13 protein-coding genes and 1 pseudogene are annotated in these 14,621 nt (G+C 71.8%); 8 read left to right on the top strand and 6 right to left on the bottom strand.

The features are described 5' to 3' along the window. Window positions 1-18 precede the first annotated feature (18 nt). The gene (locus ACIQTP_RS31175; protein ID WP_403406008.1) at window positions 19-1,014 is read right to left on the bottom strand and encodes an NAD-dependent epimerase/dehydratase family protein; all 996 of its coding nucleotides are present in this window, start codon (window positions 1,012-1,014) and stop codon (window positions 19-21) included. A 656-nt stretch (window positions 1,015-1,670) separates the two neighbouring features. Between ACIQTP_RS31175 and ACIQTP_RS31170 the strand changes: the two are divergent. Then, a pseudogene (locus ACIQTP_RS31170) lies at window positions 1,671-1,898 on the top strand (response regulator transcription factor); the annotation flags it as partial. Between the two features lie 34 nt (window positions 1,899-1,932). Here the strand turns inward: ACIQTP_RS31170 and ACIQTP_RS31165 are convergent. Both ACIQTP_RS31165 and ACIQTP_RS31160 read right to left on the bottom strand, forming a co-directional pair. Further along, complete coding sequence (locus ACIQTP_RS31165) at window positions 1,933-2,691, bottom strand: TIGR03943 family putative permease subunit (RefSeq protein WP_403406005.1); 759 nt, start codon at window positions 2,689-2,691, stop codon at window positions 1,933-1,935. Beyond that, window positions 2,688-3,563, bottom strand: a complete 876-nt coding sequence (locus ACIQTP_RS31160; RefSeq protein WP_403406134.1) for a permease — start codon at window positions 3,561-3,563, stop codon at window positions 2,688-2,690. Before ACIQTP_RS31160 ends, ACIQTP_RS31165 begins: the two co-directional genes overlap by 4 nt. A gap of 474 nt (window positions 3,564-4,037) precedes the next feature. On the opposite strand from ACIQTP_RS31160, the gene ACIQTP_RS31155 reads away from it, so the two are divergent. The 6 genes from ACIQTP_RS31155 to ACIQTP_RS31130 all read left to right on the top strand — a co-directional run bounded on the left by ACIQTP_RS31155 (window position 4,038) and on the right by ACIQTP_RS31130 (window position 10,544). Next, a complete protein-coding gene (locus ACIQTP_RS31155) occupies window positions 4,038-5,765 on the top strand; it encodes an LCP family protein (RefSeq protein ID WP_403406002.1) in 1,728 nt (575 codons plus the stop codon). 72 nt (window positions 5,766-5,837) lie between these two features. After that, entirely contained in the window at window positions 5,838-6,497 is a 660-nt protein-coding gene (locus ACIQTP_RS31150; protein ID WP_403405999.1) for a hypothetical protein, read from the top strand. Window positions 6,498-6,529: 32 nt separating this feature from the next. After that, window positions 6,530-7,075, top strand: coding sequence for a hypothetical protein (locus ACIQTP_RS31145; protein ID WP_403405997.1), 546 nt, complete (start codon window positions 6,530-6,532; stop codon window positions 7,073-7,075). 66 nt (window positions 7,076-7,141) lie between these two features. Then, the gene (locus ACIQTP_RS31140) at window positions 7,142-7,504 is read left to right on the top strand and encodes an ArsR/SmtB family transcription factor (protein ID WP_402039091.1); all 363 of its coding nucleotides are present in this window, start codon (window positions 7,142-7,144) and stop codon (window positions 7,502-7,504) included. Then, on the top strand, window positions 7,497-10,280 hold the full coding sequence (mgtA, locus tag ACIQTP_RS31135; RefSeq protein WP_403405994.1) for a magnesium-translocating P-type ATPase: 2,784 nt from the start codon (window positions 7,497-7,499) through the stop codon (window positions 10,278-10,280). The genes ACIQTP_RS31140 and mgtA overlap by 8 nt, the downstream gene beginning before the upstream one ends. 72 nt (window positions 10,281-10,352) lie before the next feature. After that, on the top strand, window positions 10,353-10,544 hold the full coding sequence (locus ACIQTP_RS31130) for a hypothetical protein (RefSeq protein WP_403405991.1): 192 nt from the start codon (window positions 10,353-10,355) through the stop codon (window positions 10,542-10,544). Here ACIQTP_RS31130 and ACIQTP_RS31125 read toward each other — a convergent pair. Next, on the bottom strand, window positions 10,535-12,049 hold the full coding sequence (locus ACIQTP_RS31125) for an LCP family protein (protein WP_403405988.1): 1,515 nt from the start codon (window positions 12,047-12,049) through the stop codon (window positions 10,535-10,537). The genes ACIQTP_RS31130 and ACIQTP_RS31125 overlap by 10 nt on opposite strands. Before the next feature lie 119 nt (window positions 12,050-12,168). Between ACIQTP_RS31125 and tatA the strand changes: the two genes are divergently transcribed. After that, window positions 12,169-12,486: a Sec-independent protein translocase subunit TatA gene (gene tatA / locus ACIQTP_RS31120; RefSeq protein ID WP_403405985.1), complete on the top strand. Its 318-nt coding sequence runs from the start codon at window positions 12,169-12,171 to the stop codon at window positions 12,484-12,486. Window positions 12,487-12,543: 57 nt separating this feature from the next. Here tatA and ACIQTP_RS31115 read toward each other — a convergent pair whose 3' ends face one another. After that, a complete protein-coding gene (locus ACIQTP_RS31115) occupies window positions 12,544-13,011 on the bottom strand; it encodes a DUF5990 family protein (protein WP_403405982.1) in 468 nt (155 codons plus the stop codon). Window positions 13,012-13,459: 448 nt separating this feature from the next. Then, window positions 13,460-14,548, bottom strand: a complete 1,089-nt coding sequence (locus ACIQTP_RS31110) for a chitinase (protein ID WP_403405979.1) — start codon at window positions 14,546-14,548, stop codon at window positions 13,460-13,462. Between the last annotated feature and the right edge of the window lie 73 nt (window positions 14,549-14,621).

Here is a 14,621-nt window from a genome sequence, read left to right as displayed (position 1 = left end):
TCCTGCTCTCTTGCTCCGCTACTCCCCGCGCAGCCTCGCCGTAGCGAACTCCCTCATCCCCTCCGCGAAGCCGGTCTCGGGCTTCCAGCCCAGTTCGGCGCGCAGCCGTGCGGAGTCGGCCGTGATGTGGCGTACGTCGCCGAGGCGGTACTCCCCGGTCACCACGGGCGCGGGCCCGCCGTGCGCGGTGGCCAGGGCCCTCGCCATCTCGCCGACCGTGTGCGGCTCGCCGCTCCCGGTGTTGTAGACCGTGAGGGCCCCGGCGCGCGAACCCGCCTCCAGGGCCGCCGCATTGGCCGCGGCCACATCCCGTACGTGCACGAAGTCCCGTCGCTGCCCGCCGTCCTCGAAGACCCGCGGCGCCTCGCCCCGGGCCAGCGCGGACCGGAAGAACGAGGCGACCCCCGCATACGGGGTGTCGCGCGGCATCCTGGGCCCGTACACGTTGTGGTAGCGCAGTGACACCGCCGAACCGTCCGTCGAGCGGGCCCAGGCCGCCGCCAGATGCTCCTGGGCCAGCTTGGTCGTCGCGTACACGTTCCGGGGGTCGGCCGGAGCGTCCTCGCGCACCAGGCCGGGTGTCAGTTCCTCACCGCACCGCGGACAGCGGGGCTCGAACCGCCCCGCGTCGAGATCGGCGACGGTCCGGGGCCCGGGGCGTACCGGTCCGTGCCACTCACAGCCGTACGCGCCCTCGCCGTAGACGACCATCGACCCGGCGAGCACGAGGCGGCGCACCCCCGCCTCGGCCATCGCGGCGAGCAGCACCGCCGTGCCGAGGTCGTTGCGCGACACGTACTCGACCGCGTCGTCGAACCCCTTCCCCAGCCCCACCATCGCCGCCTGATGGCACACGGCGTCCACACCCGCCAGCGCCGCGCCGACCGCCTCGGCGTCTCTTACGTCCAGGCCCTCGCGCAGGTCGAACACGACCGCCTCGTGCCCCCGCGCGGTCAGCGCCTCGACGACATGGGACCCGATGAACCCGGCACCGCCGGTGACCAGTACTCGCATACGCCGAACGCTAGGACCGCGACCGTGGCGCACGGCAGCACCGCGCCCGCCACGTCACGGGTCCGTAAGACCCGGCGGACCCGAGAGGACCCCGGCGGACCCGGGGTTCTGGGAACTTCCTGAGAAACAGGGCGGCGGTTCCGTCCCGTACGGGCGTGCCCTGCGGCCGTCTCCCGTCGGCTTTCAGCGAATTCTTGCGAGGAACCCCGGGCGTTTGCGCCCGGGAGGAATCGCATCCCCGTGGCTGCGGCGCGGAGCGCCGCAGTATCACCCTCACTGTGTCTGTTCGGCCGCGGAGCGGCCGGATGCCTTCTCCGGCGGAGCCGGGGGGTGGTGTGAACGCATGGCCAGATCCCGGACCGGACGGTGTCGGTCTGGACCGTGGCGGGCCGGGTCAAGAACGTGTCGTTCACCGCCTCACCCGAGCAGCTGGCCACGCTGGCGCTGTACCGCAAGGGCGAGTCGGACCTGCTGGAGCGGGACGGCATGTGGTTCCTCAACGCCACCTGTGAGGTCCCTGAAGCGCCGCTCAACACCGGTCCGGTGGACTTCCTCGGTCTCGACCTGGGGATCGTGAACATCGCCACCACCAGTGACGGCGAGATCATGGCCGGACGCGAGCTGAACCGCACGCCTGCACCGAGCGACGCCCGGGGCACACCCCCGAGCAGGAGCGCCGGCTCGACGCCCTCACCGACCGCGAACGCGAGGTCCTCACCGCCATCGCCTCCGGCTGGAGCAACGCCGAGATCGCCGACCGCCTCTCCCTCGCGGAGTCCACCGTCAAGTCCCACGTCAGCCGCGTCCTCGCCAAGATCGGCGTACGGGACCGGGTCCAGGCGGTGATCTTCGCGTATGACGTGGGGCTGGTACGGCCGGCGTAGCGCGAGGGCCTGGGGCCTGTCCGCACGACAGGGCCTAGAACAGCGGGAGGGCGTCCGTGTACGCGTTCACCGGCTTGGCGACCTTCTTGACGGTACGGGCGTCCAGCGCGGCCGGGGCGGAACTCGTGCCCAGCGTTCCGCCGGGGTGCCACGTTCCGGTGACGGTCACCCAGGTGTCGGCGGGCAGGGCCGCCGCCCCGTGGATCCGCACCTTCACGGACTGGGCGTCCGCCGCGCAGCAGGTGAAGATGATCCTGGTCAGGTACCAGCCGTCGGCCCCCTTGCCGGGCGTGACGAAACCGGTCATCCGGACGCTACGCCCGTCGATGTCCCGCTTGTGGTCCTGCTGCACCCGGCTGGTGAACTGGGTGAGCGTCAGCGGGACCGGCGAGGTCGCCGGCAGCGGATCGAAGTACCTCTGCTCCGTGACGGCCTTGGGTGCCTCGCGCGCGGCGGTGTACGCGCCGAGGGCCGGTGGGGCGTAGAAGAGCAGACTCAGCGCGGGCAGGAACAGCAGCCAGGCGATACGGGGCACGGTGGAGTGGTCGTGACCGTGTGCGTCCCCATGCCGGTCCGCGTGCGCGCCCTCGTGATCGTGGCCATCCTCGCCGGCCGGTTTCTGATGCGACCATGCCTCCGCCACGCCCAGCACGAGCAGCAGCACCCCCGACGCGACCAGCATCGGACGCATCCCCTCCTTCACGAACCTGAGGCTCAGGTCGGTGAAGAGCGAGGCGTGCAGCAGGCCGAGGCCGCTGAGGACGAGCAGGGTCACCTGGAGGGGGCGTTTCACAGCAGGACTCCTCCGATGAGGGCACTGCACAGGATCGCGACGACCGTCGTCGCCGCGGAGAAACGGACCGCGAAGGCCCGGCCGAAGGTGCCCGCCTGAAGGGCGATCAGTTTCAGGTCGACCATCGGCCCGACGACCATGAACGCCAGCCGGGCGACGGGCGAGAAGCCGGTGAGCGAGGCCGCGACGAACGCGTCCGCCTCGGAGCACACCGCGAGCAGGATGGCGAGCGCGGCCAGGAACAGCACCGACAGCCAGGGTGAACCGGAGAACGCGTCGAGCACGGTGCGCGGGACCGCCACGTTGAACGTGGCCGCCGCCATGGCCCCGAGGACCAGGAAGCCGCCCGCGTGCAGGAAGTCGTGCTGGAAGCCGCGCCGGAACTCCCGCAGACGGCTCTGCTCGGGCTGGTGCCCGGTGTGCCGTACGACAGGCTTGAGCCATTTCTCGCGGCCGAGGAAGAGCCACAGCCAGCCCATCACGGCGGCGGTGGCGAGCGAGGCGAGCAGCCGGGCCAGGACCATCTCGGGGTGGCCGGGGAAGGCGATGGCGGTGGCGGTCAGCACGACCGGGTTGATGGCGGGTGCCGAGAGCAGGAACGCGAACGCGGCGGCCGGGGCGACGCCCCGGCCGATCAGACTGTTGGCCACCGGCACCGACGCGCATTCGCAGCCCGGCAGGACGACTCCGGCGACTCCGGCGACCGGGACGGCGAGCACGGGCCGCCGGGGCAGCACCCGGGTGAACACCCGGGCCGGCACGAACGCGTTGATCGCGCCGGACAGTGCCGTGCCGAGCAGCAGGAAGGGCAGCGCCTGCACGGTGACGGCGAGAGCGACGGTCCGCCAGGCCTGCATGGCCGGTTGCTCCATCCATCGGCTGAGGACGTAGAGCGCGGGCCCGGACAGTGCGCACGCTCCGAGCAGAAGGGGCCAGTGGCGGGGCCAGTCACGCCGGGGACCCGTGGCGCTCGCCGCCGCCGCGGGGACCGCGACGGCTGCTTCCGCCGCCGCCTCCGTGGACGGTTCATCCGCCCCCACGGCCCGTTCATCTGTCTTGTGCACGCCAGCTCCGAGTGTCGGATGATCGCACCGAACATAGCGGGCCTGGACCCCACCGATCACCACGTCTTCACCACATCTCGGTCATGAGTCGGGACCGCCGCGGCGACCGGCGATTTCGGACGTCGGAACGCCCTCGCGTCCGGAGCCCTCTCAAGGGGTGGTGGGTGGGAGCCGTGCCGGGTCTCGGGCCGGGTTGTTATATTGCGCAACCATGCAAGTGAGGCGTCCCCGCAACGCCTGACGTATGCCTGAACGGCCCGACCGTTTCGTGGGAGTGCGAACATGACTGACCTTGGGGACGCCCCCGCCGGCAACGCCACACGCAGCCACGCACGCGGGGTGCCCCGGCAGCGCCACACCTCCGGTTCCGCGACGTCCGGTTCCGCGACTTCCCGTTCCGCGCCCTCCCGGACGGGGTCCCGTGCGCGTCCCAAGGCCGGCGCGGGGCGCCGGGCCCTGCCCCTGCGCCGGGGCAGGCGGATCCTGCGGACGGCCGCGATATCGCTGTCGGTGCTGGTCCTGGCTACCGCGGGTGGGGGGTGGTGGTTCTACGAGCATCTGAACGGCAATCTCCACAGCGTCCCGTTGACCGACGGCACGGGGGACAGCGCGGGCAAGGAGAAGGCCGACTCCTTCGGCAGGACCCCGATCAACCTCCTGGTGATGGGCAGCGACGGCCGTACCAACGCGAGCGACTGCAAGCTCGGCGGCGGCTGTTCACGGACCGGTGTGCAGTCCGGGTCCAACGCGGACGTGGAGATGGTGATGCACATATCCGCCGACCGCTCCAACGCCACCGTGATGAGCATCCCCCGCGACACCGTGACCACCGTCCCCGCCTGCAAGGACACCGAGACCGGCGTCTCCACGAACGGCTACACCGGCATGGTCAACAGCGCCCTGCAGTACGGGCCCGCCTGCCAGGTGGCCACCGTCCACCGGCTCACCGGCATCCCCATCGACCACTTCGTCAAGCTCGACTTCTCCGGCGTGGTGAAGATGTCCGACGCGGTGGGCGGGGTGTCTGCCTGCGTCGACAAGGACGTCTACGACACCTACTCACACCTGAAACTCGCTCAGGGCACGCACACCCTCAAAGGCGTCGCGGCCCTGGAGTTCGTCCGCTCCCGGCACGGCTTCGGCGACGGCAGCGACCTGGGGCGCACCTACTCCCAGCACCTCTTCCTCAGCTCGATGATCCGCAAGTTCAAGAGCGCCGGCACCCTCACCGACCCCACCGCCGTCTACCGCCTGGCCGACGCCGCGACCAAGGCCCTCACCGTCGACACCGGCCTGGGCACCGTCGGGAAGCTGATCGGGCTCGCCGCCGACGTGGACAAGGTCCCGGCGAAGCGCATCACCTTCACCACCATGCAGACGGCGCCGGACCCCCATGACAGCAACCGGCTCGTGCCCGCCGCCACGGCCCAGAGCCTGTTCGACACCATCGCGAACGACCAGTCCCTGACCAGTTCGTCCGGCGAGAAGACGGCCGCGGCCTCCGCGACAGCCAAAGCCACGGCCACCGCCTCCGCGGTCCCCGCCGCGCAGATCGTGGTCACCGTGGAGAACGGCACCACCGTCACCGGCCGGGCCTCCGCCGTCGCCACCGCCCTCATCGACAAGGGCTTCAGCTCCGGCACCACCACCGGCAACGCCGCCGGCACCACGTCCACGACCACCCTCACCTACGGCAGCGGGCACAAGGCCGAGGCCCAGACCGCCGCCAAGGCCCTGGGCCTGCCGTCCTCCCGTCTCAAGCCGAGCGCCGCCAGCGGCACCGGCCTGACCCTGGTCATCGGCACCGACTGGACCAGCGGCACCGCCTACCCCGCCGCCGCCCCCGCGGACACCAAGGCCGCCACCGCCAACGCCCACGCCGAGACCGCCGACCAGTCCAAAACCTGCGCCAAGGTCAGCCCCTACAAGACCGTCAGTCTCAACGGGGTCGCCATGACCCCCACCCAGGCCTACCGAGCAGCCGCCGGCACCAAGGACTCGGCACCGTGAGCCGGTGCTCGAAACCTTTGGGGATTGCGCAATCCGGGAACCATCACACTGGCGGGCGGCGACGGGGGAGACATGGCGGAACCTGAGCCCTCAGGGGCGGACATCGGCTACATCGGCGTCACTTTCGAACGGGTCCTGGACCAGGCCCTGAACTCCCGACGGATCAGCGACGCGCTGGAGCGGTCCGCCGGGACGCTCAACCGGGAACAGTTGCGCACCCGCGCGCTGCGGGAGCGCGCCGCCATCGCCGCCGCGGCAGCCGTCGAGTACCACGTGTACACCGAGACCAGGGCCTCTGCCGCCGGGCAGACCGGTGAACGCGACAGCAACGGCAGCGGCGACAGCAACGGCAACAGCGGCAGCGGCGGGAGCGGGCTGCTCCCCGTGCTGGCGGTGTTCGTGCCGAGCCTGTCGGCCGTCGCCGCGGCGGTGTTCCTGGTGTCCGGGCTCGCCCTGCGCGCCTTCGGCGGGCGCCCCTACATCGGCGCGGGACTGATCACGGCGGGGTTCGTCGCGGCGGCCGTGGCCGTCGGCGGCGCGGTCGCCGATCTCGCCTGTCTGCTGGTCGCGGCGGCCCACAACCGCTCCGCGGAGGACGACGTGGTGCCCGCCGACGAGGACGCGGACGTGAAGCGGGCGCGCGAAGCGTGGCAACTCGCCCTGCTGGAGCGCGGGATGATGCCGTTCCTCCTCGACCGCCTCGACGAGGCCGACACCAGGGACCACGTGTGACCCACGCGCCCGGCCTCCGGCAGGAGGATCGTGTGGAATTCGAACGAGTGCTCCAGTGTGCACTCGACGTCGTCGACATCCGTTCCGCACTGCGCCACGACCCCACCGGCAGGGCCGCGAGACGGCTGCGGGACCTGGCGCTGGAAGCCACGGAGGAGATCGCCTCCGCCGCGGCTGACGAGTACGCCGACTACCTCTGCGCCCGTGAGACCCGTGACGCCCATGAGGCCACCGAGGGCGGGCTGTGGCCCGTTCTCGCCGTGCTCACCCCCGTGGTGGCCGCCGTCGCGGCGGCGCTGCTCCTGCTGATCGGGTACGGAGCGCGTCTTACCGGGGTGGCCACCGGGTTCGCCACGTCGGTCGTCACGGCGGGCTGGGTGCTCGCACTCACCGCGGCGCTCACCGCGTGCATCGGGCTCTGGGCCCTGTTGCGCACGGCCCTGCGTCAGCGCGAGGACACGTCCGACGGCCGGGAGCCCGCCGGCGGAACCGACGTGGACCGGGCCCGGGAGAGATGGCGGCAGGCCCTGCTGGAGCGGGGCCTGCTGCCCTACCTGCGCAGCCACCTGCCGGAGTAGCTGCGCCTAAACTGGGTCGGCGCGGACGCGGGCACGGATGCCCGGGGCGGGACGGGAGAAGAGACTGTGACGGCATACGCCGGTGGCTTCGATGATCCGCCCGCCGAGGTACTGGCGGACGCGGCCGCCGCGTTCGGGCTGCTGGCCTCCTCGCCCCGGCTGCACATCATGTGGGCCCTCGCACAGGGCGAGAGCGACGTGACCCACCTCGCGGAGCGTGTCGGCGGCGCCCTGCCCGCCGTCAGCCAGCACCTGTCGAAGCTGAAGCTCGCGGGTCTCGTCCGCTCCCGGCGCGAAGGCCGCCGACAGGTCTACTACGTCGACGATTCCGATGTCGTGACCGTGGTGCGCGTGATGGTCGGACAGCTGTCCGCACGTGCCGAGGAGGCATCGGCACCCGTACGCAGGCTGCGCGGGATCGGTGGCTGAGACGTCCGCGACGGCGGGAGGGGGCGCCGAGCGCCCCGCCTCCGCGGACGGCCCGGCGGCGGAGAAGCCCCGGGTCTTCCAGGTCACTTCGGGCGGACAGGAACACGGCGAGCCGACCGCGCTCCAGCTGCTCCGGCGGCTGGACAGCGGTCCGCGGGGGCTGACGGAGACGCAGGCCGGCGAACGCCTCGCCCGGTTCGGGGAGAACATCCTGCCCGCCCGGCGGCCCCTTCCGTGGTTCGGGCGCTTCCTGCGCAGTCTGCGGGATCCGTTCACCGCCGTACTGCTCTGCCTCGGCCTGGTCTCGGCGCTCGTGGCCTCCTGGGGCACCGCGAGCGTGATCACCGTACTGGTGGTGGTCAGTTGTGTGCTGCGGTCGTCCGGTGAGCACCGGGCGGACCGTTCGATGGCGGCGCTGCGTGACCTGGTCGCCAGCACCGCCACCGTGCTGCGCAGGACCGACACGGACGCGGTACCCACCGACCGTGACCTCCCGGTCGACCAGCTGGTGCCGGGGGATGTGATCCGCCTCGGTCCGGGCGACCTGGTCCCCGCCGACGTACGGCTGCTGCGGGCCGGCGGGCTGACCGTGTACCAGGCCGCGCTCACCGGAGAGTCGGCGCCGGTCGCCAAGTACCCGGTCGACGCGCCGGGTGCCACGGCGGGTGAGCTGTTCGAGCAGCCGCAGCTGTGTTTCCAGGGCAGCAGTGTCGCCTCCGGCAGCGGCACCGCCGTGGTCGTGGCGACCGGCGCGCACACGCGGTTCGCCGAGGGACACCGGGACCCGGGGCGGCGGGAGGCGAGCGCCTTCGACCGGTCCGTGCACGGCATCTCCTGGATCCTCATCCGGTTCATGCTGCTCACCCCGCCGCTGGTCCTGATGGCGAACGCGGCCCTGCGCGGGCGGGGCCTGGAGACCCTGCCGTTCGCCGTCGCGGTGGCGGTCGGGATGACCCCGGAGATGCTGCCGGTCATCATCACGACCTGCCTGGCCCGCGGGGCGTCACTGCTGGCCCGTACGCACGGAGTGATCGTGAAGCGGCTGCCCGCGCTCCACGACCTCGGCGCCATCGACGTGCTCTGCGTGGACAAGACCGGCACCCTCACCCAGGACCGGCCGGTCGTCGACCGCGCGCTGGACGCGGACGGCGAGGACGCGCCCGAGGTACTGCGCCGGGCCGCCGCGGCCGCCTGGTGGACGCTGCAACTCGCCGACCTGCCCGCACCCGACGCCCTCGACGAGGCGCTCCTGCACACGGCCACCGAGGACGACCTGATGGCGTACGACGGGATCGCGGCGCTGCCCTTCGATCCCGTACGCCGCCTCACCACCGCCGTCGTGCGCACCCCCGGCGCCCTCGGCTCCCACACCCTCCTGGTCAAGGGCGCCGTCGAAGCCGTACTGGAGCGCTGTGCGCTGGAGCCGGAGGAGCGCACACGGCTGCTCGCCCGCGCCCACGAGCTGACGGACGACGGGCTGCGCGTCCTGGCGGTCGCCACCGCCGTACGCCCCGCCCGCCACCGCGACTACACCCCGGCCGACGAACGCGGCCTGACCTTCGAGGGGTTCGTCACGCTGCGGGACGCGCTGGTACCGAGCGCGGCCGACGCGCTGCGGGTGCTCGCCGACCGGGGCGTCGCCGTACGGGTGCTGACCGGGGACCACCCGGGCACGGCCGCCCGCGCCTGCCGGGACCTGGGCCTCGACCCCGGGGAGGTACGCACCGCCGCCGACCTCGACGGTCTCACGGACACCGAACTCGGCGAGCTCGCCCACCGCACCACCGTCTTCGCCCGCTGCACGCCCGAGCACAAGGCGCGTATCACCGTCGCACTGCGCGATCGCGGACATGCCACCGGCTACCTCGGCGACGGCGTCAACGACCTGCCCGCGCTGCACGCCGCGGACGTCGGGATCTGCCCGCGCGACGCCACGGACCTGGCCCGGGAGAGCGCCGACGTGGTCCTCGCCGACAAGGACCTCACCGCGATCTCCCACGCGATCACCGCGGGCCGCTACTCCAGCGGCAACATCGGCACCTATCTGCGGGTCACCCTCTCCTCCAACCTCGGCAACGTGATCGCGATGCTCGCGGCGGGCATCCTGCTGCCCTTCCTGCCGATGCTGCCGACGCAGGTCCTCGTGCAGAACATGTGCTTCGACGCGGCCCAGCTCGCCTTCGCCTACGACCGCCCCGCCCCGGGCACCCTGAAGCGCCCCACCGTGCTGCGCTCCCGCGGCCTGCTCGGCTTCATCACCGGCTTCGGCCTGCTGAACGCCGTCGCCGACCTCGCGACCTTCGGCGTCCTCGCGCTCGCCGTGCACGGGCCCGGGACGGCGAACGACGAGTCCGTGTTCCACTCCGGCTGGTTCACCGAGAACCTGCTCACCCAGGCCCTGGTGATGCTCCTGCTGCGGCTGGGCCGCCGGGGCGTGGGGGGCCGGCGGAAACCGGGTCCCGTCGGCTGGGGCGCGACCGCCCTCACCGCCGTCGGCCTCGCGCTCCCGCTCTCCCCGCTCGGCCCGCCGCTGGGCATGACCGCACTGCCCGCCCTGTACTACCTGCTGCTCGCCGCCGTCCTCGGCCTGTACGCGGTGGGGCTGGTGGCCACGCGGTCACGCTACGAACGCCGTCGCTCCGAGGACGAAGGCGAAGGCGAAGGCGAAGGCGGAGGCGAAGGCGGAGGCGAAGACGGGTGCGAATACGCGTACGGCCACGGGATCTCCCACAGTGATCAAGGGCCGCGCGGCGAGCGCATCCACGACGGAGGGTGACGCGGGCTTACTCTTCCCTCCAGCGCTTCGCCTCGGCGCACCGGTGAACGGGCGGAAGAGAGAAGGCGGGACATGGCCGCATCCTGGACGCGGTGGCGGTGGCTCACTCTGCTGGTCCTCGCCCTGGCCCTCTACGTCATCGTGCGGGCCGCCAACACCCCGCAGGCCACCCCTACGCACGTCACCCCTCCGCGTGCCACTCCTTCGCCCGCCACCACGCCGCCCGGGACCCCTCCGTCTCCGGCGGACGCGGTCTACCCGTAGGACAGGTTGGAGCACACGTCGTCGTCGGCGGAGCGCGCGTCGCGCGCCACCGAAGTGGGCAGGGCGGTGGGCGTGGACGTGGGCGAGGCCGATGTACTGCCCGTGGTGGTGTAGGTCCGGCCCAGGACGACGTCGAGGCCCGCGCCCGGCACGGACTTCAGTTCGGCGCCGGGAAAGAGCCGGGCGACCGTCTGGGCCCGGGTCCGCAGGCCCGCGCCGTACTCGATCACCGTGCCGGCGCGGTCCCGGTCGACCGCGTTCGCGGTACGGGTGACGGTGAAGCCGTGCTCGGTGAGAGCCGTCGCGGCGCGCGAGGCCAGGCCGCGCGTGGTGGTGCCGTTGTAGACGGCGACGTCGATACCGTCCCCCGAGACCTGCGCGGCGGTGCTGGGCGCGGTGGCCGCGGCGGTGGTCTGCCCGCCCTTCTTTCCGCCGGCGTCGGTGCCGTCGAGGGTGCGGTCGGCCTTGAGCGCGGCCCACAGCTGATCGGCGTCCGGCTGGACGATCGCGACCCGCTCCCCCTGGTAACGCCAGGGGATGGTGGCGAACTTTGTGTCGTGGAGGTCGATGTTCTTCAGGGACATCGCGAACGAGATCAGCCGCTTCGCCGTTCCCAGCCCAGGGTCGACGGTCAGCGACTTCGTCGCGGCGTCGGCGAGCGGCAGCAGTCCGGTCGGGGTGAGCCCGTCGCTCTTCACCTTCTTCACCAGGCCGGCGACGAAGGCCTGCTGGCGTTTGATGCGGCCGATGTCGGAGCCGTCGCCGATGCCGTGCCGGATGCGGACGTAGTCCAGCGCCCGCTGCCCGGAGAGTTTCTGCTCCCCCTTTTTGAAGAGCAGTCCGCCCCGGGTGGCGCGGTTGGGGTTGAGGTCCTTCTCGTACACGTCCTGCGGGAGGCACACCTTCACCCCGCCGACGACCCGCGTCAGTGCCGCGAAGCCCTTGAAGTCGATGACGACGGTGTGGTCGACGCGCAGGCCGGTCAGCTTCTCGACCGTGTTCTGGGTGCAGGCCGGGTTGCCCTTGGCCGTCTGCCCCACGGAGTACGCCTCGTTGAACATCGTGTTCGGCCGCGTCCTGGTCCACTTCCCGTCCGGGAGCTTGCACGGGGGGAGGGTGACCAGGGTGTCGCGGGGGATCGAGACGGCGACGGCGTGCCGGTGGTCGGCGTAGACGTGCAGCAGGAACGCGGTGTCGGAGCGGCCGATGTCGCCCTTGTCGCCGCCGCCCAGCGCGCTGTTTCCGTCCGTGCGCGTGTCCGAGCCGATGACGAGGACGTTCTCGCCCTTCGTCGAACCGGCCGGCCGGTCCTTGGAGAGGCCGTCGGCGCCGAAGGTGTCGATGTTGCCGTTCAGCTTCAGATAGATCCAGCCGAGTCCGGCCGTGCCGAGCAGGAGCACGGTCAGGGCCACGACGAGGGTGATCCGCAGGGGGCCCCGTCTGCGGCGCGGGCGCCGCGCCTGGTCGCTGGTCGTCACACGTGTGCTCTCATCCGTCCGACTCATACGTAGGGGACGCTCGGCACCGCCCGATGGTTGTAAAGTTGCGCAATGTGGCAATAGTGACGGGCGCTGCCGCGCGTTCGCGGAGGCGCCGGGTCCGGTGAAGGGAAGAGGTGGGCCGGATGCTCCGCAACGGACTGGAACCCTGGCACCTGCTGATCGTGGCGATCGTGATCATCGTGCTGTTCGGCTCGAAGAAGCTGCCCGACACCGCCCGCGCGCTGGGCAAGTCGATGCGCATCCTCAAGAGCGAGACCAACGCCATGAAGCACGACGGCACCGCGCCCTCCACCGGGCCCTCCACCGCACCCCGGTCCGAGAACGCGCCCGAGGCCGAGTCCGAGAACGCGTCCGCCGCACCGGCGCCCCACGTCGTTCAGCCCGCGCCCGGCGATACCGCGTCGGCCCGTCCGGTCGACGAGGGCACCGCGACCCGCTGAGCGTCCTCGACAAGCGTGCCTCCCGGCCTGGTTGGCCGAGGTCCGCACGCTGGGTGGCTACGAGGCGGGCTCGGCGGTCCATGTGATGTGCGGGGGTTCGACCCGCGCGCACAGGGGGTTGCCGTGAGCGTCGGTCAGGCCGAGGCGTCCGACCAGCAGGCCCTCACGCGCGGCGGCGGCGAGCACCTCGGCGGGGACGACGTCGAGCATGAGCTTGGCGCGCCGGAACATGCTGAAGACGCCCGACTCGTCGACCGTGCCCCATGACAGGTAGATGAACCGGCGGCCCAGACGGTCCTGCACGTAAGGCCCTTTGACGTCCGTGCCGGCCGGTGAGGCGAGCGCGGTGCACTCCAGGGTCCAGGTCGCGGACGCTGCGTCCCCTGGCTGCGGTTCGAGGAGTTCGGCCGGCCGGTCCCGGCGTTGTACGGCCACGTGGATGTTGTCGTATGTCGGCGCGCCGCTGCCGGCGGGGGCCGGACAGGTGCGGCCGGGCAGGTCGACGGCGTTGATACGGATGCGCATGCCGACCATCATCGCGCCATTCCGGGACGGTTCTTCACGAGCTGCCGTGCGACAAAGGGGACGATACGATGAAAAACGGCCTCGCATCTCACGGAGCGCCCTGGTGAACGAGCGGGGCGCGCTGCCCAGATGGGGTGATGCGCGCACGGCGTGGGGGATCGGGGCACCTTCGTGGTCGTCCCCGCACTCGCGCTGGGCCGTCCGGCAAGGGCACCGTCTCGACGGACCGCAGGGGAAGGTTCGACGTCGACGGTCCGAGCGGAAGCAGGTTCGTCGTCAGGACGGCCCACGGAAAGACGACGCTCACCTGCGCCAAGGTCAACCACTGTGGTCTCCGCGCACCGCGCGGTTCTGGCGCACCGTCAGCCCACTGGCTGCGAACCGACGTACCCCCAGGTCCCCGACCTGGGGGTTTCGCACGGGGCGAGACGCCATGGAGGACGGGCCCCTAGTCGGTGCCGACGCCGACGCGGATGCCGCGCGTGAACGGCTCGAAGGTGTGGCTGAAGGACCAGGTGTCCTGGGCGATGCCGGAACAGGAGTTGGCGCCGGCCGTGCCCACGCAACCGCCGTTGTCGCGCTGGAGGGCCCAGAAGGAGAGCGTGTCGATGCCCTTGGCGACCGCCCAGTTCTCCACCTTCACCGCGTCCTGCGGGGTGAAGGTCTCCTGCGGGCCGTAGTCGTCGATGCCGGGCATCTCGGTGACGCCGATCATGTGCCAGAGCTTCGCCGGGTTCTTCCTCGGGTAGAGCGCGGCGAGTTGGTCGTGCAGCCCGGATGCGGCGGTCCTGGTGTCGGCCGCCATGTCGTGGGTGGCGCCGTCCCAGTAGTCGAAGGTCATGATGTTGACGACGTCCACGCGCGCGCCGTTGTCGACGGCGTTCCGCAGCAGCGCCACGCCGTTGGGTGCGAGGCCGGTGGTGGTGGTCGGCAGGGTGTAGGAGAACTGCACGCTGCGGCCGGTCCGTTCGGCCCAGCGCTCCACTTTGGCGATGGCCTTGTTGCGGCGGTCGATCCCGGCGGCGTTGTTGATGGAGTCGGCCTCGATGTCGAGGTCGATCCGGGTGACGCCGTAGGTCGTGACGAGGCTTTCGTAGACCGAGGCGATGGAGTCGACATCGGTGCAGCTGTCGGCCAGTTCGGTGCCGGTGGTGTCGGCGCTGTAGCCGCCGAAGGACGGGATGACGTTGCCGCCGCGCGCCTGGATCGCGGCGATGTCCCTGCCGAAGGTCGCCTTGGCGATCGGCTGGGTGGAGGCGCCGTTCCAGTACGCGGTGCACGAGCCGGCCGCCGCCGTCTGGAGGAAGGCCATCGTGAGGTACTTGTTGCCCGACTCGGCCGCGAGCGCGGCGGGGCTCTCGCCCGTCCACGCCTCGAAGTACGGCGCCGCCACATGCGCGGGCATGTGCCGCGCGGCATGCGCGGGCGCCCGCTCCGCGGCGAGCGCGCCCCCTCCGCCGAGCGCGACCAGCCCGGCTGCGAGAGCGGTCGCGGTGGCGCCGGACAGCAGCGCGCGGAATGGCCCAGATCGTCTCATTGAAGCCCCCATGGTGAAGGAAGAGCAGGTGGGACAGCGGGAATCCGGAAAGAAGCGTGCGATGTCCACCGGT

Origin of the sequence: Streptomyces sp. NPDC090798, assembly GCF_044768965.1 — a bacterium.
In the GTDB taxonomy this organism is placed as follows: domain Bacteria; phylum Actinomycetota; class Actinomycetes; order Streptomycetales; family Streptomycetaceae; genus Streptomyces.
This window is presented reverse-complemented; position numbering and strand designations above follow the sequence as displayed.